Annotated in this window: 17 protein-coding genes; all 17 read left to right on the plus strand. The window is 61.8% G+C overall.

Annotation, left to right across the window (positions count from 1 at the left end; genetic code table 11):
* Positions 1–165: 165 nt before the first annotated feature.
* The 17 genes from RWZ58_RS03785 to RWZ58_RS03865 all read left to right on the plus strand — a co-directional run bounded on the left by RWZ58_RS03785 (position 166) and on the right by RWZ58_RS03865 (position 21,822).
* Complete coding sequence (locus tag RWZ58_RS03785) at positions 166–939, plus strand: 16S rRNA (uracil(1498)-N(3))-methyltransferase (protein WP_314657520.1); 774 nt, start codon at positions 166–168, stop codon at positions 937–939.
* 126 nt (positions 940–1,065) lie between these two features.
* Complete coding sequence (locus tag RWZ58_RS03790) at positions 1,066–2,202, plus strand: PhoH family protein (RefSeq protein ID WP_314657522.1); 1,137 nt, start codon at positions 1,066–1,068, stop codon at positions 2,200–2,202.
* Positions 2,203–2,205: 3 nt separating this feature from the next.
* Positions 2,206–2,727, plus strand: a complete 522-nt coding sequence (ybeY, locus tag RWZ58_RS03795; protein WP_314657524.1) for an rRNA maturation RNase YbeY — start codon at positions 2,206–2,208, stop codon at positions 2,725–2,727.
* Between the two features lie 9 nt (positions 2,728–2,736).
* Complete coding sequence (locus RWZ58_RS03800; RefSeq protein ID WP_314657526.1) at positions 2,737–4,191, plus strand: hemolysin family protein; 1,455 nt, start codon at positions 2,737–2,739, stop codon at positions 4,189–4,191.
* A 126-nt stretch (positions 4,192–4,317) separates the two neighbouring features.
* Positions 4,318–5,463: a GTPase Era gene (locus tag RWZ58_RS03805; RefSeq protein WP_314657528.1), complete on the plus strand. Its 1,146-nt coding sequence runs from the start codon at positions 4,318–4,320 to the stop codon at positions 5,461–5,463.
* 187 nt (positions 5,464–5,650) lie between these two features.
* Positions 5,651–7,090 carry an LCP family protein gene (locus tag RWZ58_RS03810; protein ID WP_314657530.1) on the plus strand — a complete coding sequence of 480 codons (1,440 nt, stop codon included), beginning with the start codon at positions 5,651–5,653 and terminating at the stop codon, positions 7,088–7,090.
* 446 nt (positions 7,091–7,536) lie between these two features.
* Positions 7,537–9,285 (plus strand): 2-isopropylmalate synthase, encoded by a 1,749-nt coding sequence (leuA, locus tag RWZ58_RS03815; RefSeq protein ID WP_314657589.1) that lies wholly within the window; start codon positions 7,537–7,539, stop codon positions 9,283–9,285.
* Positions 9,286–9,486: 201 nt separating this feature from the next.
* Positions 9,487–10,389 carry a hypothetical protein gene (locus RWZ58_RS03820; RefSeq protein ID WP_303986498.1) on the plus strand — a complete coding sequence of 301 codons (903 nt, stop codon included), beginning with the start codon at positions 9,487–9,489 and terminating at the stop codon, positions 10,387–10,389.
* Positions 10,390–10,565: 176 nt separating this feature from the next.
* Entirely contained in the window at positions 10,566–11,414 is an 849-nt protein-coding gene (locus tag RWZ58_RS03825; RefSeq protein WP_314657533.1) for an undecaprenyl-diphosphate phosphatase, read from the plus strand.
* 158 nt (positions 11,415–11,572) lie between these two features.
* Positions 11,573–12,889 (plus strand): cysteine--1-D-myo-inosityl 2-amino-2-deoxy-alpha-D-glucopyranoside ligase, encoded by a 1,317-nt coding sequence (mshC, locus tag RWZ58_RS03830; RefSeq protein ID WP_314657535.1) that lies wholly within the window; start codon positions 11,573–11,575, stop codon positions 12,887–12,889.
* Between the two features lie 273 nt (positions 12,890–13,162).
* Entirely contained in the window at positions 13,163–14,236 is a 1,074-nt protein-coding gene (locus RWZ58_RS03835) for a tRNA (adenine-N1)-methyltransferase (protein ID WP_314657537.1), read from the plus strand.
* Positions 14,237–14,370: 134 nt separating this feature from the next.
* Positions 14,371–16,197, plus strand: coding sequence for a proteasome ATPase (gene arc / locus RWZ58_RS03840; protein ID WP_314657539.1), 1,827 nt, complete (start codon positions 14,371–14,373; stop codon positions 16,195–16,197).
* A gap of 77 nt (positions 16,198–16,274) precedes the next feature.
* Complete coding sequence (dop, locus tag RWZ58_RS03845; RefSeq protein ID WP_314657541.1) at positions 16,275–18,101, plus strand: depupylase/deamidase Dop; 1,827 nt, start codon at positions 16,275–16,277, stop codon at positions 18,099–18,101.
* A gap of 294 nt (positions 18,102–18,395) precedes the next feature.
* Complete coding sequence (locus RWZ58_RS03850) at positions 18,396–18,590, plus strand: ubiquitin-like protein Pup (protein WP_005506016.1); 195 nt, start codon at positions 18,396–18,398, stop codon at positions 18,588–18,590.
* 27 nt (positions 18,591–18,617) lie between these two features.
* A complete protein-coding gene (gene pafA, locus RWZ58_RS03855) occupies positions 18,618–20,090 on the plus strand; it encodes a Pup--protein ligase (protein WP_314657543.1) in 1,473 nt (490 codons plus the stop codon).
* A gap of 160 nt (positions 20,091–20,250) precedes the next feature.
* Complete coding sequence (locus RWZ58_RS03860) at positions 20,251–21,312, plus strand: FKBP-type peptidyl-prolyl cis-trans isomerase (protein ID WP_314657545.1); 1,062 nt, start codon at positions 20,251–20,253, stop codon at positions 21,310–21,312.
* A 114-nt stretch (positions 21,313–21,426) separates the two neighbouring features.
* Positions 21,427–21,822 (plus strand): FKBP-type peptidyl-prolyl cis-trans isomerase, encoded by a 396-nt coding sequence (locus RWZ58_RS03865; RefSeq protein WP_005508667.1) that lies wholly within the window; start codon positions 21,427–21,429, stop codon positions 21,820–21,822.
* Positions 21,823–22,005: the final 183 nt, after the last annotated feature.

Raw genomic sequence — 22,005 nt, forward strand, 5'->3', positions numbered from 1 at the left:
TACACCAAGCTCAGGATGCGGCGGGTGCGGTACTCAACCCGCACCCGCCGCTTTCCTGTCAGTACCTTTCCTGCCAGCACCGCGCTACCCGCGCTTAACTTCGCACCGATTTCACACGCCACCCGCACACTACCGGCATCTGTAAGCCGCCCCTCAAGGAGAACCATGAGCGCCCCCATCTTCTACATCAGCACGGAAGAATACGACGCACTCACCCCCGGCGCCGTCCACGCGCTCGGCGGCTCCGAAGGCAAGCACGCCCTCGTCAAGCGCCTAGAGCTCGGCGAACGCATCGACCTGGGTGACGGCACCGGCCGCCGCGCACTCGGTACGGTCGCTTCCATCAACGCGGACGGCGTGAGCGTGCAGGTGCAGGAGCTGAGCGAGGAACGTAACGTGCCTTCCATCTACCTGGTGCAGGCGCTTGCGAAGGACGGTCGCGATCTGCTCGCCATTGAGACGGCGACCGAGCTGGGCGTGTACGGAGTGCTGCCGTGGAGCGCGGACCGTTCGATTGTGCGCTGGAAGGGAGAACGCGCCGCCAAGGCGCACACCAAGTGGCAGAATACGGTGACCGCCGCCGCGAAGCAGTCCCGCCGCGCGCTCATTCCCGAGGTGTACGACCTGTACAGCACCACCGACCTGGTGGAGCTCATCGAAGAAGTTGCCGGCTCTGAACAGTCCGCCGCCGTGTTCATCCTGCATGAGCAGGCGACCGAACGCCTCAGCGCCCTGGCACGCAAGCTTGTAGAGGCAGAGAACCTGCCCGAAGAGATCTACCTGCTCGTCGGCCCCGAAGGCGGCATCAGCGACCGCGAAGTGCAGCTCTTCACCGACGCCGGCGCGCAGCTGGCACTACTCGGTGACGAGGTGCTGCGTTCCTCCACCGCCGGCTCTGCCGCCATGTGCACCCTGAACGTGGTGCTGGGCCGCTGGTAGAGCGCCCGCTACTGGATTCCCTCTGGTAGCACCCCTCTGCTAGAACCCAGCTGACAGAACCTAGCCGGTGCGTGGTGCATCACGCGCATCTATACTTGTAAATACATCACTAGCCAAGGAGCCCATATGACTACCTCCCGACCTCTCTCGACCGCGCGCACCGTATCCTTCAAAAGCGCCGCAGAAATGATCGCCGTGCTCGGCCCGCAGGATGCGCACCTGGCGATTATCGAGGACTACTTCGAGCAGATTAGCCTGCGCCCCAAGGACCTGGACGTGCTCATCACCGGCCCCTCCGAGGCCGTCAACACCGCCGCAAAGCTGCTGAACGAGCTGCGCGTGCTCTCCAGCCACGACACGCAGATTACCGTGCAGGTCATTCACCGCCTCATGGGCATGCTCGGCGAGGAGCTGAGCAACCCGGCGCACTCGCTGTCCACGAGCATCCTGTCCACCCGCGGCACCACGATTCGTCCCAAGACCATTAACCAGAAGAAGTACGTGGACGCCATCGACTCGAACACCGTGATCTTCGGTATCGGCCCGGCGGGTACCGGTAAGACCTACCTGGCCATGGCGAAGGCAGTGCAGGCGCTACAGACCCACGAAGTGAACCGCATTATCCTCACCCGCCCCGCCGTGGAGGCCGGCGAGCGTCTGGGCTTCCTGCCCGGCACCCTCAACGAGAAGATTGACCCGTACCTGCGCCCGCTCTACGACGCGCTGCACGACATGCTCGAGCCCGAAACCATCCCCAAGCTCATGGAGGCGGGCACCATCGAGGTCGCACCGCTGGCCTACATGCGCGGCCGCACCCTCAACGACGCGTTCATCATCCTCGACGAGGCGCAGAACACCACCGCCGAGCAGATGAAGATGTTCCTGACCCGCCTGGGCTTCGGGTCGAAGATGGTCATTACCGGCGATATTACGCAGGTTGACCTGCCCGGTGGCGCCGCATCCGGCCTGAAGCAGGTGCGCAACATTCTGCAGGGCGTGGAGGACATTCACTTCAGCATCCTGGAGTCCTCCGACGTAGTGCGCCACACCCTGGTCTCGAATATCGTCTCCGCCTACGACCAGTGGGGCGAGGACCAGAAGGCTATGGAACGCAAGCGCAACCGCAAGGTCAAGCGCGCCACTATCGAGGCCGCGGCCGAGAAGCTTCTGGACCGCGCCGGCATCAACGGTGGCTCCGAAAAGAACGCCGAGAAGGGCCAGGCCAACGCCGATAACGCACAGACCACCCCGGAAGGACACTAAACGGTGGCAGAGATCGAATTCGACTGCGAAGAACCCGCAACCGGTGCAGGCGAGGTGACCGACGCGTTTGTCCGCGAATCCTTCGAGGCGGTAGACACCGAGGTGCTCACCCGCCTCGTCGAGCACGCCTTCAAGCGCATGCACCTTGCCGATGACACCTACCTGTCCATCGCCATCGTGAACGAAGACGAGATGGAGCGCGTGCACATCGAGTGGATGGACCTGCCCGGCCCCACCGACGTGATGAGCTTCCCCATGGACGAGCTGGAACCGGGCACCCCCGAAAACCCCTCCAGCGGTATGCTCGGCGACATCGTTCTCTGCCCGCCCGTCGCCGCACGTCAGGGCGCGGATGCGGGCCACAGCACCCTGGACGAGCTGTGCCTGCTCACCACCCACGGTATTCTGCACTGTCTGGGCTACGACCACGGAACCGCAGAAGAGGAAGCCGAAATGTTCGGTATTCAGCGTTCCATTCTCGAAGAGTTCCTGGGCCGCCCGGCACCGGTCGAGACCCGACACTAGGGGAGCGGCATGGGTATTTTCATCTCGATTCTGCTGGCCGCCGTAGCGCTCGGCTTCACGGTGGTGGCCGCAATTGCCGAAACCGCGTTCACCTACCTGCCGCACAACGAGGCTGAGGAGGCCGTGGAGGCGCACCCTGACACTCTCGGTGCGCGCGTCCTGCAGCGCACTCTCGACGGTGACTCTGAGGCGTACACGCACCCGCTGCGCCTGACCCGCCTCATTGCGGCAGCCACCGCGGTGCTCGCCACCATGACCTTCCTGCTGAACCTGGTCGAGGTGCACGCGCTCGCCGCCGTGCTGACCCTCGTAATCGTTGCGCTGGTAGGTTACCCGATTCTGCATGTGCTGGCTCGTACCCTGGGTCGTAACCGCCCGGTCGCGTCGATTCGTGTGCTGGCGCGACCGGTGCACTACCTGTCGGTTCTGCTGAGCCCCGCTACCGGTCTGCTCGATCAGCTCTCGACGCGCATCGCCCCGGCCCGCGAGGCGGAGGCCCCCGCCGGCGTGTTCGAAGAGGAGGAGCTGCGCGAGTTCCTGGAGCGCGCCTCCGACGCCGAGACCATCGAGGACGACGAGGCGCAGATGGTGCAGTCCGTGTTCGAGATGGACGACCTGCGCATCCGCTCGCTCATGGTGCCCCGCACCGATATGCTCACCGTGGGTCGCGACGTGCCGCTGCGCGAGGCGCTGAGCCTGTTCCTGCGTTCGGGCTACTCCCGCATGCCGGTGATTGGCGATTCGAGCGACGAGATCCTGGGTATTCTCTACCTCAAGGATTCGATGCGCGCCTACATTCTGCACTCCGAGGCCCCCGAGGGTACCCCCATGCCAACCCTGGTGGAGATCATGCGCCCGGCCCGATTCGAGCCCGAGACGAAGCGAGCCATGGACCTGCTGCGCGATATGCAGCGCGAGTCCACGCACGTGGCGATTGTGGTTGATGAGTACGGCGGAACCGCCGGCCTGATTACCCTGGAGGACCTCATCGAGGAGCTGGTCGGCGATATCTCTGACGAGTACGACCACGAGCGCCCCGAGTACACGCTGAACGATGACGGCACGTTCCGTTTGTCGGCTCGTCTGGGTGTTGATGAGCTCGGCGAGATTTTCGGTATCGACCTGGAGGATGAGGACGTCGACACGGTTGGCGGCCTGCTCGCCAAGCACCTGGGTATGGTACCGATTGTTGGTTCTGAGATTGAGATTGACGGTATTCATATTCGTGCGATTGGTTCGTCGGGCCGCCGCCACCAGGTGGATATGCTGCAGGCCTGGTACGAGCCGCCTCGTGATGAGCAGGAGAACGCTGAGGGTTCCTCAGAGGCTCATTCTGCTGAGGTTGCTGACCTTCTCACCGTGGATACCGAGCCGCCCGCTGTGGTTGAGCCGCATGCGCATCCGGACCTTCCGGGAGATACCGCAGAGGCTGAACCTGCCACCGACAAGCACGGCAACCGCTAAATATCGAACGTAGACACCGCATCATCCCATACACACTTTGAGCCAGCCCGCCGCTGCCCCGAAGGCGCAGGCAGATGAGGCTGACACCCCACACACCCCGCACGGGGTTTGATAAGGAGAAACACAATGGACCAGGAGTACACCCCGCTCGATTTGAGCTCTCTTGACCTGAACGCCCCGCTGCCGACCTACCCGAAGGATTTCCGTTCGGGTTTCGCGTCGCTGGTGGGCCGTCCGAATGCGGGTAAGTCCACTCTGACGAACGCTATGGTTGGCCAGAAGGTGGCTATCACCTCGAACCGTCCGCAGACGACCCGCCACACGATTCGCGGTATTGTGCACAAGGACGAGTACCAGCTGATTCTGGTGGACACCCCGGGTATTCACCGCCCCCGCACCCTGCTGGGTGAGCGCCTGAACGACCTGGTGGCCGGCACCCTCTCGCAGGTGGATGTGCTGGGCTTCTGCATTCCGGCAAACGAGAAGATCGGCCCGGGTGACCGCTACATCGCCTCGCAGCTGGTAGCTTCGAGCAACAAGCCGGTCGTCGCAATCGTGACCAAGGCCGATACCGTGAACTCCGACGAGCTGCGCGAACAGCTGCTGGCCGTCGAGGCCCTCGGCGAGGAGGTCATGAGCGCCGAGCGTGCCCAGCGCGCAAAGCGTGCGGCCCACCGCGCCCAGAAGAAGGGGGGTAAGGGCGGTAAGAATGATGCTGTGCCTTTCGCGAAGGGTTCGGGTCCTGCGGCTAAGCGCCGTGCGGGTGAGGTGTCTGAGCCGATGCCGGTTGATGGTAAGGGCGGCTGGGCTGCGATTATCCCGGTGTCTGCTGTGAAGCATTTCCAGGTGGATGCGGTTGCTGACCTGTTGGCGCAGTACACTCCGCTGTCGCCGCCGCTGTACCCGGAGGGTGAGCTGACCGATGAGCCGGAGGCAACCCTCATTGCGGAGCTGGTGCGTGAGGCGGCTCTGGAGGGTGCGCGCGAGGAGCTGCCCCACTCGATTGCTGTGACGGTTGAGGAGATGGAGTTCCGTGAGGGCCGCCCGGCGGATAACCCGCTGCTGGATGTGCACGTGAACCTGTTTGTGGAGCGTGAGTCGCAGAAGTACATCATTATCGGTAAGGGTGGCTCGAATCTGCGCAAGATTGGTACGAAGGCTCGTGAGCAGATTGAGGCGATGCTGGGTACCCGCATTTACCTGAATATTCATGTGAAGGTTGCGAAGGAGTGGCAGTCTGACGCTCGTGCGTTGAACCGCCTGGGATTCTAGTAGCTTTCCTGAGCGCACCGCCCTGAGAGGTTGCCCTTGGGGGCGGTCGCGCATCCCTAGTTTTCGCCCGGTGGCTTGCAGAAATATGTGCATGCCTCCGGGTGAAACTTTTCACTCTCATTCGGCGCTCATAGGGAAGAGTGTTACTCTGAGAAAGCACTTGCTCACCGGCAGAAAGAGAAAAGGTATGCCCCAGGCACCTCGTTTACGAAGCACCGGTCGTCATATGCGCACGACGGTGCTGACTTCAAACCGCAATAAGTGGATTGCTCTGCTTACCGCGTGCATGCTCGTCATTGTTGTTGGCTTTGGTGGCGTGTTGGCTCTGCGTATGCGCAATAATTTGCATACTCAGGAGCTGAACATCAGCAATTACAAGGATGGCCTGGAGAACGGCGCCTTGGACATTCTCGTGATTGGTTCCGATACCCGTAAGGGCAATAACGGCGCGTACGGTAATGAGGATGACCGCAATTCTGAGGCTCGCGCGGACGTGATGATGCTTCTGCAGATCAGCAAGGACCGCAAGAACGTGAGCGTTCTGTCGTTCCCGCGTGACTTGATGGTTGATGTGCCGCAGTGTACTGATCCTGAGAGCGGTACCGTGTACCCGGCTGAGGAGAACGTTCAGATTAACGAGTCTCTGTCTCGCGGCGGTGCCGGTTGTACTGTGGCGACCATTAGCAAGCTGACCGGCGTGAATATTGACCACTTTATGCTGGTGGACTTTAACGCTGTGAAGGAGCTGTCGAAGGTTGTTGGCGGCGTTCAGGTTTGTGTGGACGCTCCGATTGATGACGAGTACAGTGGCCTGAAGCTTCCTGCGGGTACTTCCACTGTTGAGGGTGAGCAGGCTCTTGCGTTCTTGCGTAGCCGCCACGGCTTCTCGGATGGTTCCGATATTGGTCGTATTCAGGCTCAGCAGGGCTTCTTGTCTTCGCTGTTGCGTAAGGTGAAGAGCGAGGGTACTCTGTCGAATCCGGGCCGTCTGATTAACATTGCTGAGGCGATTACTCAGAACGTGACGGTGGATAAGAACCTGGGCAATATCAGCACTCTGGTGGGTGTTGGTGCGGCTCTCGGCGGCGTGGACCTGTCGAATGTTGTGTTTGCGACGGTGCCGACTGAGCCGTGGAGCCAGGATGAGAACCGCCTGCAGGTTTCTGCGGATGCTGCGAATGTGTTCCAGCGTCTGCGTGACGATAAGTCGCTGAAGGAGGAGAAGGCTCCGGAGGCTCCGGCTACTTCTGCCGCTCCGGTTCAGCTGGATCGTACGGTTCCGGTGAACGTGTACAACGCGACCGGTCTGGATGGCCGCTCGGCTACGATCGCTTCGGTGATTGAGGGCCTGGGCTACACGAATGTTACTCCGGGTACTTCTGCTAACCCGACGAACTTCACCACGGTGTTCTACTCGACCGGTTACGAGGCTGAGGCTCAGGAGATTGCCGGCAAGCTGAACGTCACCCGCGTGGTGGCGACCGAAGAGGTTCAGGGCGTGTCGGTGACGATCGGTACCGACTTCCCCTCAGGCGAGGCCATGGAGAAGCAGGAGGCGGCCATCGCGGGTAACGCGAGCGGCCAGACCGCCGACCAGAACAAGTGCCAGACCGCCTTCGCCTTCTAGGGGTTCGTACCCTACGGAGCTGTCTCCGGTGAGTGAAAGGGGGGCGCATCCGCCATTGCGGTGGGTGCGCCCCCCTTTCGTATGCCCGGGTGCATGACCGCGCGCGTGGCCGGGTGCAGCCGTCGACCTCGTTTTCTTCCAGATGATGGACGGGCCCGGCGGGCTCGGCGGTAATCTTTTGCGGGCTGTGATAGCGTGGAGGCATGACCACTTACGGTGAGAGCATGCGCGGCGCGCACCGCCCCGCAGTGAACCTGCTGCTTATTCGCCGGAACGGGGCACGCTAGAATCTGCCGCAACCGTTCCGGCTTTTTGACGCGGCATCTCACCTTCGCATCTTTCGCGATGCACCGCCTTGAACACGGCAGCCGGGGGACCGATATCCCGGCAGGTACGAGCCCCGGAACTGGGGTAGAGCGAGACGGACCAACCCACAGGAATTCATGATGAAAAACCACCAGAAGCCCAGCCCCATGCCGGTACACAAGTACCGCCCTTTCCACGAACAGATTGTTGTTGACCTGCCGGACCGCACCTGGCCGGATAAGGTCATTGAGAAGGCTCCGCGCTGGTGCGCAGTGGATCTGCGTGACGGCAACCAGGCGCTGATTGACCCCATGGACACCGACCGTAAGCTTGCGATGTTCAAGCTACTGGTGAAGATGGGTTACAAGGAAATTGAGGTGGGTTTCCCCTCGGCGTCCCAAACTGACTTTGATTTTGTGCGCACTCTGATTGAGGACGGCCACATTCCTTCGGATGTGACCATTCAGGTTCTGGTGCAGGCGCGTGAGCACCTGATTGCCCGTACTTTTGAGGCGATTGAGGGCGCACCGCAGGCGATTGTGCACTTCTACAACTCGACTTCCGTGTTGCAGCGCCGCGTGGTGTTCCAGCAGGACCAGGAGGGCGTGCTGGACATCGCCCTGCAGGGTGCGCGCCTGTGCCGCAAGTACGAAGAGCAGATGATTTCTGATACTAAGGTCATCTATGAGTACTCGCCCGAGTCTTTCACCGGCACCGAGCTGGAGTATGCGGCTCGCGTGGTGAACGCTGTGGCTGAGGAGCTGGAGATTGGCCAGAACGGTCGCGAGCTGATTGTGAACCTGCCCGCTACCGTTGAGATGGCTACCCCGAACGTGTACGCCGACTCGGTCGAGTGGATAGACCGCCACCTGAACCACCGCGACCACATCGTGCTGTCGCTGCACCCGCACAACGACCGTGGTACCGGCGTGGCTGCTGCTGAGCTGGGTTACCTGGCGGGCGCTGACCGTATTGAGGGTTGCCTCTTCGGTAATGGCGAGCGCACCGGTAACGTTGACCTGGTGACCCTGGGTCTGAACATGTACACCCAGGGTGTGGATCCGCAGATTGATTTCTCTGATATTGACGGTATCCGTAAGACTGTTGAGTACTGCAACCAGCTGAAGGTTCACGAGCGTTCGCCGTACGGTGGTGACCTGGTGTTCACCGCGTTCTCTGGTTCTCACCAGGACGCTATTAAGAAGGGCTTTGAGGCTCTGGAGCGTACTGCTGCTGAGGCGGGTAAGACTGTGGATGAGGTGTACTGGGAGGTTCCGTACCTGCCGATTGATCCTCGCGACCTGGGCCGTACCTATGAGGCGATTATTCGTGTGAACTCGCAGTCCGGTAAGGGCGGTATGGCGTACCTGCTGAAGCAGGATCACGGTCTGGATCTGCCGCGTCGTGCGCAGGTTGAGTTCTCGAAGATTGTTCAGGCTCGTACCGACGCTGAGGGCGGCGAGATGACCAGTGAGAAGCTGTGGAACATCTTCGCGGATGAGTACCTGCCGGCAACCGACCCGGGGAAGCGTTGGGGTAAGTACCGTATTGAGTCGATTAACATTGATTCGGCTGATACCGGTGCGACCACTCTGCGTGTTGCTCTGAACATTGATGGTCACACCTACACCCGTTCCGCTTCGGGTACCGGTCCGGTGGATGCTCTGCAGAACATCCTGTCGGGCGAGGGCGTGGATATTCGCGTGATGGATTACTCGGAGCACACCATGTCGTCTTCGTCGACTGCTAACGCGGCTTGCTACGTTGAGGCTGCTGTTGGTTCTCGCGTGCTGTGGGGTATTGGCGTGGACAACTCGACTACTCGTGCGGCTTTGAAGGCGATGATTTCGGCTGTGAACCGTGCGCTGCGTGATGAGCGTCAGGCATAAGCGGATTAGTTAGCCGCTAGCTTTGTGTCGTGCAGGTTTGTGGGTGACCGGCTGGCTGGTGACCGTTGACCGTGCATGATGCGGGGGCGGGATGCATACTGGGAGTATGTATCCCGCCCTTACGCGTTAATGCGTGCTGGTGTTGCGCATCGGCGGACTGCGGGACGGATTAGGCGAATAGTCTGCAGAGAAGGAACTCTCATGAAAAGCTACGCGATGGTGTTTAGCCCCGTTGATGCGGCGGGCACCGATTCTTCTGCTCGTGCATGGAATTATGAGATGAGCGGTGGTGATGATACTGCTCTGCCTGCCGGTTCCCCCGAGGTGTGGGAGGCTGGCTGGGTAGGTTCGACCGGTCCCGGTATTGAGCAGGATCAGTGGCCGCGCAGTACGTTTACTGGTTTGCCGATGCAACACATTTTTACGGTGAGGCTGCCGGGGGAGTACCTGCCGGATGCGCAGAAGTATCCGGGCGTGGTGGCGTTTTCGTTCTTTGCCGGTGATGGTCAGTTCGCTGAGGATGAGGCGACTGAGGGTGTTGCTAATGCTGCAAGTGATGACCCGTTTGAGGTGCAGTATGCGCAGGCGCGGGTGCATCCGTATCAGTTGTTGTTGCGCGATATTTTGGATGCCGAGTTTGCGGTGCTGTACCTGAATGAGGAGGAGTTCTCTTCCCGTACGGAGCCGCCGCAGGATGTGCGCCGGCCCGGTGAGCATCGTGGTGAGGAGGAGAGCTTCAGCGCCTGGGCTTTGGCGGATCGTCAGCAGCCGCTGGATCGTAAGCCTGCTCTGCTGGGGTGGGTTCCGACGGATGACCCGAATGCCGGTAAGGTCCCCAGTGATGTGTTTGAGAATGTTGACCCGCAGACCGGTTATCTGAGTCCTTTCGATTGGGATGCGGAGGATTCGGCGTGGTTTGAGTGGGCGGAGCCGCTGATTGCAGTGAATACTCACCTGGGTGGCACTCATTTTTATGCGCAGGCTCTGCCGGAGGGTCTGACGGCTCGTTATATTGAGTTCGACGAGTTTGATGTGCTGAATTTTGGGTGCGGTAGCGCTGTTTTTGATTTTGAGACCGGTGTTTTTGACTGGTCGTGCGGCTAGTACGCTCACACATTTGACGCACTTTTGACACGCAGCTGAGCTGTGGATGCACCGCGGTGTACCGCCCGAAACGGCACCCCGAGCGTTTCACAGTGTGGACGGGCAGGTTTGCGGAAGTTCCACATCACCTTCGGCGAACTGCTCCGGGCGGGCGTGCCTCCTGTATCCTTGAATGCGTGGAATGGATTCAAGCAATTATTTTGGGCTTCGTTCAGGGCCTCACCGAATTTCTGCCGATTTCTTCATCGGCGCATCTGAACATTGTTGGCCAGATCCTGCCGGAGAAGGCTGACCCGGGCGCCGCGTTTACCGCAATCACCCAGCTGGGTACTGAGACTGCGGTTCTGATTTTCTTCTGGCGCGATATTGTTCGCATCCTGAAGGCGTGGTTTGGTGCTCTTGCCGGCCGCGTGCCGCGTAACGACCCGGATGCCCGCATGGGTTGGCTGATTATTATTGGCTCCCTGCCTATCGGTGTTCTGGGTCTGCTGTTGGAAGACTACATTGACACCCAGTTCCGTAGCCTGTGGATTGTGGCGACCATGCTGATTGTCTTCGCAGTGTTCCTGGGTCTTGCGGACCGTTTCGGTCGTGAGCAGCGTGAGCTGAAGGACCTGACTTTCCGTCACGGTCTGCTGTACGGTTGCGCGCAGGCGCTGGCGCTGATTCCGGGTGTTTCTCGTTCGGGCGGTACCATTACCGCGGGTCTGTTCATGGGTTACACCCGTGAGGCTGCGGCACGTTACTCGTTCCTTTTGGCGATGCCCGCCGTGTTCATGTCCGGCCTGTACAAGACCTTTAAGGTGGTCACTGGCGAGGAGGCGACCGGCTACTACGGTATCCCGTCGACTATCGTGGCGACCATCGTCGCGTTCGTGGTGGGCTACCTGATGATTGGCTGGTTCCTGAAGTACGTGTCTTCGAAGTCCTACGGCATTTTCATTTGGTACCGCATTGCGCTCGGTATCCTGATTTTCGTTGGTCTGGGCACTGGCGTTCTGAACGCTACTTCTTCGGCGTTCTAAGGCTTTAGCCCTCAGCGTGATATGACATACCCGTCCGTGAGTTTCTCACGGGCGGGTATTCTTGTTTAAGTAGATTTTTTGGCACCCGCATGCCCGTAGGTTGGGCGGCGGGTGTGGCGCGTCCACCGGGTGTGGGCGTTTTTACGGAAAGGAAACCCATGCGAGCTTGGGATGCCCCGGCCTCTGTGACTTTGCCTGGTAAGGCTGCGCTGCCGCGTATTTTTGATACTGCGGCTGGTGAGATTGTTCAGGTTCAGGAGGATAAGGCGGCGAGCCTGTACGTTTGCGGTATCACCCCGTACGACGCGACGCATATGGGTCACGCCTCCACCTATGTTGCTTTTGACCTGCTGCACCGCGCCTGGCTGGATGCGGGCGTGCCGGTCACCTATGTGCAGAACGTGACCGATGTGGACGACCCGCTGCTGGAGCGTGCGACCGCCACGAACGTTGATTGGCGTGAGCTGGCTGAGGATCAGACGGAGCTGTTCCGCACCGACATGAAGGCGCTGAACGTGATTCCGCCGGCGCACTATGTGGGTGTGGTGGAGTCCATTGAGTGGCTGTTCCCGCTGATTGAGGATTTGCTGCGCCGCGGCCTGGCGTACCGCGTGCCCGGTTTCACCGACGAGCAGGGCGTTGAGCAGCCTGACGGTGACGTGTACCTGGACTTGAAGGCTGTGCGCGAGCTGCCCGCTAACGCTGAGGGCTACTCGTGGGCGCCGGGCGAGGTCTGCCACTTGACCCGTGATGAGATGCTGGAGATTTTCGCTGAGCGCGGCGGCGACCCGAACCGTGCCGGTAAGCGTGACGCACTGGATCCGCTGCTGTGGCGTGTGAAGCGTGAGGGCGAGCCGAGCTGGGACGCCGGCGAGCTGGGCGCGGGCCGCCCCGGCTGGCACATCGAGTGCACGATGATTGCCCGCCAGTTCGTGGATGGTTCGCTGACCGTTCAGGCTGGTGGTAACGACCTGACCTTCCCGCACCACGACCTGGGTGCTGGCCATTCGTGGGCTGTGTCTGCACGCCCGCACGCTAAGCATTACGCGCACACCGGCATGGTCGGTTTGGACGGCCACAAGATGAGCAAGTCCCGCGGCAACCTGGTGCTGGTTTCGCGTCTGCGTGCCGCCGGTGAGGATGCGAACGCGGTGCGTCTGGCGATTATGGGTCAGCATTACCGTTCGGATTGGTTCTGGACTAATGAGCTGCTGGAGCACGCGAAGGCTCGCCTGGACACTTACCGTCACGCGGTGTCGATGGCTGAGGGCCGTGAGGGCTCTGAAGGTGTCACCGATGAGGCGGCTGTTGAGCTGCTGGGTGCTGTGCGTGAGGCACTCGGTGAGGACCTGAACGCACCGGCGGCACTGGCGGCTGTGGATGCGTGGGCTGTGAAGGCTCTGGCGGACACCACCGTCGGTGGTGGCGCGCTGGTACGTGACATCCTGGCGGCACGCCTGGGCGTGGTCCTCTAAGGAACTCAAGAAACGTTAAAGCGCAGGAGCGGCGCTACGGTGTGAAAGCCGTGGCTGCCGCCCTGCGCTTTTCTGCGCCTCCAATGGATGCGCCAGCTCTCTACCGCGGCATAATAAAACCGGGCGGGGGAGCCGCCGCATTATCACGCTTGCGGGGTAATGCGCCACAGCCGATTTGCAGACTCCGCTAAAATAGAAAAGGACTTTTTCCGTCCATAGTTCGCCGCGACGGCGAACAACACAGACTGACCCAAACCCGAGGAGAATCACCCCGTGAGCAGCGGCACCCCCACCCCCACCGGCGCAATCAACCGCCGCGGCCCCTTCCGCCCCGGCGAGCGCGTCCAGATCACTGACGAACGCGGCCGCATCACCACCATCACCCTCGCAGAAGGCGGAGAATACCACTCCCACAAGGGCTTCCTCAAGCATGACGACCTCATCGGCGCACCCGAAGGCACCGTCATCGCCAACACTCACGGCATCCTCTACCAGGCGCTGCGCCCCCTCTACAAGGACTTCGTGCTCTCCATGCCGCGCGGCGCAGCCGTCGTCTACCCCAAGGACGCCGCCCAGATTATCGTCAAGGCTGACATCTTCCCCGGCGCGCGCGTCGTCGAGGCAGGCGTCGGTTCCGGTGCGCTGTCCATCGCCCTGTTGCGTGCGGTTGGCGACTACGGTTGCGTGCACTCCTTCGAACGTCGTGAAGAGTTCGCAGACGTCGCCCGCGGCAACATCGAGACCATGTTCGGTGGCCCCCACCCGGCGTGGAAGCTGAGCATCGGCGACCTGCAGGACACCCTGCCGCAGGTTGAAGAGCCCGGCAGCGTGGACCGCGTCGTCCTCGACATGCTCGCACCCTGGGAGTGCCTGGACGCTGTGGCGGAGGCGCTCGCACCCGGCGGCGTACTCATCTGCTACATTGCGACCGTGACCCAGATGTCCCGCCTGGTTGAAGGCATGCGCCTGGACGGCCGCTTCACCGAACCCGAATGCGACGAAACCATTGTTCGCGGCTGGCACGTGGAGGGCCTGGCGGTTCGCCCCGACCACCGCATGGTTGCGCACACCGCGTTCCTGGTGGTTGCCCGTCGCCTGGCTGACGGTGCGGTGCGCCTGGCACCGAAGCGTCGCGCGTCCAAGACTGACTTCTCTGAAGAGGATATGAACGCGTGGATTCCCATGAACGTGGGCGAGCGTGAGGTGACCGATAAGAAGATTCGCCGCGCAGCCCGCGATGCGAAGAACCTTGCCGCTCACGCCGCACGTGCGAATGAGATTGCGCTTGAACAGAACGGTACTGCGCAAAACGGCGCAGATGCTGAAGCGACTGAGTCCGCCGAATAATTTGAACCACCTTTGACCTGCGGGGGCACGGGCGTTGCCTGGAGCCCCCGCAGTGCACCCACCAGGCTACTCGCCCCGCCCAATACCCCGCACCGAGTAGCCGTCGACAAGGACGAACAGCTAAAGGAGCTACCGTGTCCACCCACGAATCTGCAGATCAGGCAGGAACCCCCCAGTACGGCACCGCCCACAGTGCAGCCAGCGCGGCACCGCACTACTCGGCTGCTTTCGGGTCGACCTCCCTGCCCGGCAGTCAGCCCGTCAGCGCGCAGGAGTATGACGCCGTGCTGCGTCGACTCTCCGCGGCGGAGGCAACCCGCGACAATATGAGCCGACAGATTCGTGGTGCGGGGGAGAAGAACCGCAAGCTCGTTGAGGCAATCACCAGCATGCGCTACCAGGTGGAGCGCCTGCGCGCCTCCCTGTCGCAGAACGTCATGCCGCCGCTGAATTCGGCAATTGTGTTGGCGGTGCATGAGGGCCAGACCATGACCTACGAGCAGGTCGCGGACGATAAGACCCCCGCCGAAATTGACACCTACCTGGATGTTCAGGTGAGCGGCCGCATGATGCGTATTCCCGTGTCCCCGCTCATTGACCTGTCAACGCTGACCCCCGGCATGACCGTGCTCCTCAACGACAAGACCGAGGCGGTCGTTGCCCTGGACACCGAACCCTTCGGTGACGTGGTGACCGTGCGCGAGGTACTGGATGAGCAGCGCGTGCTGGTTGATACCTCTTCGGGTGCTCAGCAGGTGGCGCGCGTGGCCGGTTCCCTCGATATTGAGCAGCTGCGCACCGGCGACGCGGTTACCCTCGACACCCGCACCCGCATGATTACTTCGCAGGTGCCCGCATCCCGCTCACAGGAGCTCGTGCTTGAGGAGATTCCGGATGTCACCTACGAGCAGATTGGTGGCCTGGGTGCGCAGATCGAGCAGATCCGCGACGCCGTGGAGCTACCGTACCTGCACCCCGAGATTTTCGAGCGCTACCACCTGGCACCGCCCAAGGGTATTCTGCTGTACGGTCCTCCCGGCAACGGTAAGACCATGATTGCTAAGGCTGTGGCGAACTCCCTGGCGGCTCGTGCGGCGGCGCTGAACCCGGGTTCGAATACCCGCGGCTACTTCCTGAACATTAAAGGCCCCGAGTTGCTCGATAAGTTCGTCGGTGAGACGGAGCGCCAGATTCGCGATATTTTCGTTGCCGCCCGCGAGAAGGCCGAGGCCGGTCACCCGGTCGTCGTGTTCTTCGACGAGATGGAATCGCTGTTCCGCATGCGCGGTTCGGGCCGTTCCTCCGATATTGAGACGACCATCGTGCCGCAGCTACTTGCCGAAATTGACGGCGTGGAGTCCCTGCAGAACGTCATCGTCATTGGTGCGACCAACCGTGAAGACCTCATTGACGCTGCTGTGATGCGCCCGGGCCGACTCGATCTGAAGATTCGCATTAACCGCCCGGATGCCGCCGGTGCGGCAGAGATTTTCGGTCTGTACCTGACCGAGGACCTGCCCCTGGACGCTGCGGAGGTGACTGCCGCCGGATCCGTGCAGGCCGCCCTGACCTCGATGATTGCGGCGGCGGCAGGCCAGCTGTACGCACGCACCCCCTCCACCGCGTACGTTGTGGCGACCGTGGATTCTTCCATGACGGTTGCTTCTGGTGCGAGCGCGAACCTCTCCACACACACGCTGTACCGCGGCGATTTCGCCTCGGGTGCGGTGATTCGCAATATTGTGGACCGTGCGAAGAAGGCCGCGATTAAGGAGCAGCTACAGGCGCTGACCGCCGGTGCGGACGCTTCGAGCGTTGGTATTGGTACCCGCCACCTGCTGGAGGCGGTACGCGCTGAGTTCGAGGACCAGGTGGACCTGCCGCCGCTGCCCGATATTGAGGATGCACTCACCGTTGCCGGTGTGCGTGGCCGCCTGGTGTCGGTGGAGCCGCCGCGCTAAACCGCGCGCTTACCCAGCAATACAACCAGCATTACCACAGGTCCAGAATTTATATAGGAACCCTTCAGGAGAACCCCATGAACTCCACCCCCAGCTACGGCGTGCACCGCATCATGGGCGCCGAAACCGAGTACGGCGTCATCGCCCCCTCCGCGCCGGGCACCAACCCGACCGTGCTGTCGGCGCTGGTGGTCAACACCTACGCCAAGCTCGCCTTCCGCCGCGGCGAGGCCTTCCGCGAGCAGCTGCAGCGCCGCGCCCTGGCCGCCGAGCTCGTCGCCGAGGAGGCCCGCCAGGCCGAGAACTACTCGACCGAACCCAGCGCCCCTGCTGCACCCGAGGGCCAGTGGCTGGGGGAGTCCGAGTCGCCCCTGCGCGACGCCTTCGGCCGGGTGCAGGACGCCTCCACCGCGCACTCGAGCCAGATGACGCACACCCGCACCGAGCTGACCAGCCAGGACATCGCCCTGGAGATTATGCGTGAGGCGGGCGTGCAGGCGCCGGGTGAGCCCGCCGAGCCGCGTAGCGCCCTGGATGCGCTCGCCGGTGTGCACGGTCGCGGTGGCTTCCCGGAGCGTCTGGATTGGGACCGCGTGACCATGAATGCGATTCTGCCCAATGGTGCGCGCCTGTATGTGGATCACGCGCATCCGGAGTATTCCTCGCCGGAGGTTCTGACCCCGGCCGACGCGGTGCTCTACGACGCTGCCGGTGACACGCTGGCGTACGAGTCGCTGGTGGAGCTGGGCAAGCACGCCGAGGACCTGCCGCAGGTGAAGCTGTACAAGAACAACACCGACTCAAAGGGCCAGTCGTACGGCGCCCACGAAAACTACCTGATCAGCCGTGATGTTCCGTTTGAGCAGGTTGCGGATGCGCTCCTGCCGTTCTTCGCCACGCGCGCGATTTTCACGGGTGCGGGCCGCGTGGGTATCGGCACGCACGGTGAGGTTCCGGGCTTCCAGATTAGTTCGCGTGCTGATTTCTTTGAGCGCACGATTGGTCTGGAGACCACGATTCGCCGCCCGATTGTGAATACGCGCGATGAGCCGCATGCGGATGAGTCGAAGTACCGCCGCCTGCACGTAATTCCGGCGGATGCGAACCTCTCGCACTATTCGAACCTGTTGAAGTTCGGCACGGCGGCGCTGGTCATGAACCTGATTGAGTCGCACAGTGAGCAGCACCCGGTGCTGCCGGGCGTGCGTCTGTCTGATCCTGTGGCGGCGATGCACGCGGTCAGCCACGACCTGTCGCTGTCGGCGCAGCTGCCGTTGGCTCCTTCGTCGGCGACCCTGCCGAACCCGGTGTCGACGAGCGGTTCGGCGAGCGCCCTGCAGATTCAGCGCGCCTACTATGAGGCCTCCCGCGCGCACGAGGAGTCAAACCCGGCGGGTGTGGATTTGGCTACCGCGCAGATTCTCGACCTGTGGGGCGAGGTTCTGGACGCCCTGGAAACCAACCCGCTCTCGCTGGCGGACCGTCTGGATTGGGTGGCGAAGTATGCGCTGGTGCGCGGCTATGTCGCTCAGGGCGTAGATTATGCGAATCCGAAGTTGAAGGCGTTGGATTTGCAGTACGCTGATATTGACCCGTCGAAAAGCCTGTACCACCGTCTGGTGGCGCGTGGCCGTATGCGCACGCTGTTCTCTGCGGAGCAGGTGGAGCGTGCGACGACTGAGCCGCCGCGTGAGACGCGCGCGTTTTTGCGTGGCACGTTGATGGCGCGTTGGCCGGAGGAGATTCTGGGTATTAACTGGGATACGGTGTCTTGCCGTGGCAGGTATTCGAAGGATCTGACTCGTTTTACGATGATGGAGCCGACCCGGTACGGTGCCGCTGAGGTGGAGCCGCTGCTGGATGAGGTGAACCATTCGGATGAGCTGCTGAACCGCCTGCGCTAGGGCACGGGGTGCTGTCGAGGTTTGGGACCGCCGCGGGGCGTTTCAGCCCCCAAACCCACATAAACTCACATTCCGCCCCGAGGCCAATACCCCCATTCGGAAGAGTAAAAACCACATAACCCACAGGTAGGGTGCAGTGCACAGCTCACGGCAGTCGGTGCGTACCACCCCCGGTATCGCCTCGGCATTGCATTTGGCACCGCCTCCAGCAGTACCTCTAAGCACCCCATCTGACCCCATAACTTGACGTTAAGACCGGTACCGGTCTGAACAACCCATTTGAAGGAGAGAACTATGAGCCGCGAACGCATCAGCGCACAGCAGACCGAAACCACCGCAGCCGAGCAGGAGCAGGAACTGACCCTCGCCGCCTCCCACGTTGTCTCTGACGTGAGCGAGGTCGACGACCTGCTCGACGAAATTGACGGCCTGCTCGCTGAGAACGCTGAAGACTTCGTCACCGGCTTCGTCCAGAAGGGCGGCGAGTAACCGGCACACCCGCGCCGGGTCAGCATCATGGAACACCGTATTTTCGGCATTGAAAGCGAATTCGGGCTCAGCTACGTCCCGCACGGGCTCGGTCGGCTGAGCATCGAAGAGTCCGCCGCCGCCCTTTTCAAGCCCGTCCTGGATCAGTGGCGTTCAACGAACGTCTTCCTGCCCAACGGCGGTAGGCTCTACCTTGACGTGGGTTCGCACCCCGAGTACGCCTCCGCCGAGTGCGGCAGCATTGACGAGCTGCTCGCGCAGGAACGTGCCGGTGAGCTGCTGTTTGCTGACTTGGCGCGTACCGCCCGCAAGCGCCTGCTCGCCGGTTCCGAGGGCCGCCCCCTCGACGGTGAATTGTACCTGTTCAAGAACAACGTGGATTCGGCGGGCAACTCCTACGGCAGCCACGAGAACTACCTGATCAGCCGCAAACTGCAGTTCAACGACCTGATTGCCCAGCTCGTGCCGTTCCTGGTGACCCGCCAGATCCTGGTCGGTGCCGGTAAGACCCACCCTAAGGGCGGCCCGGTGCCCGGTTCGACCGACCCGGCATCCAGCACGGGTGTGCCCTCGTATTCGTTCTCGCAGCGTGCCGACCATATTTGGGAGGCGGCATCCACCTCGACCTCGCGCGCTCGCCCGCTCATTAACACGCGCGATGAGCCGCACGCGGACGCGTCGAAGTTCCGCCGCATGCACGTCATCAATGGCGACTCGAACATGGCGGAGCCGACGACCCTGCTGAAGATTGCCAGCACCGACCTGGTGCTGCGCATGCTGGAGGACCGTTTCCCGGTCACGAGCCTGGATATTGTGTCTGTTCCGGCGGCTCTGCGCGCTATCAGCCACGACCTGACCGGCACCGCAACCTTCGAAACCACGGACGGTAAGCACTACACGGCGTTGAGCGTTCAGCGTCACTACCTGGATGCGGCACGACAGTACGTGCAGCAGTACGGCGCGCACCACCGCCATGTGGAATACGCCCTGGACCTGTGGCAGCGCACCCTGGACGCTATCGAGTCCGGCGACTACAGCAGCATTGACACTGAGATTGACTGGGCGATTAAGAAGAAGCTTCTGGATGCGTATATTGCCCGCGCCCGCGCGGCCGGTCAGCCTGCCGATTATGCGAGCGCCCGCATCCGTCAGCTGGATTTGGCGTACCACGATATCGACCCGGAGCGTAGCGTCTTCCATGCGCTGGTTCGTCGCGGTGCGGTTAAGCGCATCCTGCCTGAGGGTGCTGCGGAGGCGGCGAAGACTCAGCCGCCGAACACTCGCGCTCTGCAGCGTTCGCGTTTCATTAATGCGGCGGTTGCGGCGGGGGAGCAGTTCACCGTGGATTGGGTGCACTTGAAGCTCAACGCCTACCCGCAACACACGCTGGTGTGCAAGGACCCGTTCGCTACCGGCAGCGAGGAGCTGGAGGAAGTGCTGAACCTGCTGGAGGGCAAGGCGCGTCAGCATCAGGAGGCGGCATTCCCGCCGCCCTGCTAAACAGCATTGCTAAAATCCCAGCGCACCCCGCGCCGCGGCACAGCCTGAACACAGCTACATGCCGTAGCATAAAACAGCTAAACCTATACCTGTAAACTGTTCTGTGGCACACGGGCACTCACACGCCCCACTCTCACAGAAAACCCCAGAGGATAACACTATGACCAAACGCTCTAAGCTCACTATTTTCGGTGCCAGCGCGGCAGCTCTTGCGCTCGCACTGTCCGCATGTGGCGCACAGTCCAGCAATGGCGATTTGTCCAAGGTGCAGTACACCTTGAAGAACGCAACCGCTGAGCCTGAGGCGTCCTTCGCGACTCCCTTCGCCGCTTCTAGCCCCTCCGCGTACGTGATTGAGGAAGGCAACGGCGACTCCATCAATGATGGTGACTACGTGCTCGTTGAGGCTGCCGTGTTCAACGGCACCGACGGCAAGCTTAACGGTTCCACTTACTCCAGCGAGCCGATTCTGCTGCCGATTAACGATCAGCTGAAGCAGGCTGCACCGCAGGTGTACGAAACCCTGAAGAAGATTAAGGTTGGCGGCTCCTTCTCGTACACCACCAACGTTCTGCAGCAGCGCAGCACTGCGGGCGTGACCACCACGACCGCTTCGCCCGGCGCCGCAACCAACGTTGAGGTGTACACCGTGAAGACGAAGCTGCCCAAGTACGCAACCGGTAAGGCTGTTGAGGCTGACCCGTCGCTGCCGTCCTTCACTCTGGATGAGTCCACCGGCAAGGCTGAAATCAAGCTGCCCGATAATAAGCCGGAGGTCACCGAGCTGACCGCTAAGACCCTCATTGAGGGCGAGGGCGCCGAGGTCAAGGAAACCGATACCGTGTACGTGCGTTACATTGGTGTGCAGTACTCCGACGGTAAGGTCGTCGACGGCAACTATGACGCCGCCACCCCGATGGGCATCTCCCTGCAGGGCGTTATCAAGGGCTGGACTCAGGGTCTGAAGGGCAAGAAGGTCGGCTCCCGCGTTGAGCTGGTCATCCCGGCGGACCTGGCGTACGGTAACGACACCGGCGGCTCCAAGCCTTCGGGTCCCCTCGTGTTCGTGGTTGATATTCTGGGCGCGGAGGAGAACCCGCAGACTCTGCAGCGTGCTCAGGCTGCTTCTAGTGCGGCTGCTGCGGAGGCGTCCGCTTCGGCAACCACTGATGCTTCTGCGACCGCGACCCCGGCGGCTACTGCTTCGGCTACTGCACAGTAGTCCGGCACCCACGTTTTTATATAGTGTTTTATACAGCGCTCGCCGCTTATCCTGTATGGGCGGCGAGCGCACCCACTATTTCGATTCATTTCGAACCAATCAAAGGAGACACCCATGTCTTTCGGTCAGCGTAACCTCGACCGCGAAAAGCCTGAAATCGATTTCCCCGAGGGCGACGCCCCCACTGAGCTGGTCATCACCGACCTGATTGAGGGCGCAGGCGCTGAGGTTGTTCCCGGCTCCCGCGTGCTCACCCACTACGTTGGTGTGGCTTTCTCCACCGGTGAAGAGTTCGACGCTTCTTGGAACCGCGGCGAGCCGCTGCCGTTCCAGGTGGGCGTTGGCCAGGTTATCCGCGGTTGGGATGAGGGCCTGCTCGGCATGAAGGTTGGCGGCCGTCGTCGCCTGGAGATTCCCGCCGACATGGCGTACGGTGACCGCGGCGCTGGCTCGGTCATTAAGCCCGGTGAGTCCCTGATTTTCGTGGTGGACCTGCTGGACGTCCGCTAAGGATTTAGCCGGTACGGTTTCCGCGTTTCTCGCGTAAGAGATACGTAGCCCGGTGCTTTCTCCCGATTCTGGGAGGGGCGCCGGGCTTTTTTGTACTGGGCTATCGGCGCGTCCGCGAAATTTTATACCCGGGCATTCTTCCCGCCGCCGCCCCAGACCCGAAGCAAGTGCCGCGGAACACAC

Origin of the sequence: uncultured Rothia sp. (assembly GCF_963544205.1) — a bacterium.
Classification (GTDB): Bacteria; Actinomycetota; Actinomycetes; order Actinomycetales; family Micrococcaceae; genus Rothia.